The organism is Vibrio sp. 10N.222.49.C9, assembly GCF_041474985.1.
Taxonomy (GTDB): domain Bacteria; phylum Pseudomonadota; class Gammaproteobacteria; order Enterobacterales; family Vibrionaceae; genus Vibrio; species Vibrio crassostreae_C.
Genome location: NZ_JBFRVD010000727.1, coordinates 1 through 583 on the forward strand (window position 1 = coordinate 1; position 583 = coordinate 583).

The 583-nt window shown below is 47.0% G+C and carries 1 protein-coding gene; it reads right to left on the minus strand.

The features are described 5' to 3' along the window. Positions 1–137 precede the first annotated feature (137 nt). Positions 138–583 (minus strand): hypothetical protein (locus AB4585_RS25285; RefSeq protein WP_372171521.1); only part of this gene is annotated, 446 nt, incomplete at its 5' end.

The window sequence follows — 583 nt, forward strand, 5'->3', positions numbered from 1 at the left end:
TCGAAGAAATAGAGGCCATCCCTGCAAGTAATCCATTCCTCTGTGGTAAACGTTCGGTGAGTCAGTGTTCTACCGGTCTTGAGTGCGTTGATTGCTTGATTCTTATTCATGCCTGGCTTGTCGCTGCTTCGTCTAATCTATTGGATGAGTGCGTTGATTTGCTCTTCAATGTGCCCAAAGGGTGTATCAATTTGGATCTTGCTGTAGTCATCGCGAAATATTCGTAATAGTTCAGCGTGGCCGGCTTCGTTAAATTTGAGGATGGTGAGGAAGGCGCTGGGTTCTATGCTATCGATGTGGTAGTCAGCTGACTGACAGGCGGTATCTAGGTACAGTTGATTGCCTACTAGTTTTGGTGATAACGGCATAATGGTGTGGCCATGTACGCAAAGCGACGCCCCTTTGATGAAGTCTCTTTCGGCAAAGGTTTCATCGGATTGTGAGAGTGCTTTTTCGAACTGTGTCATAGCGCTATATTGCGCTACCCGATCGGGGTTGGATTTTGTTAATTCTCGGAAATCGCCCCCAGGAATACCCGCGTGAGTGAGTCCGATGATTTTTCCGTTATGCACCAGTTCTATTG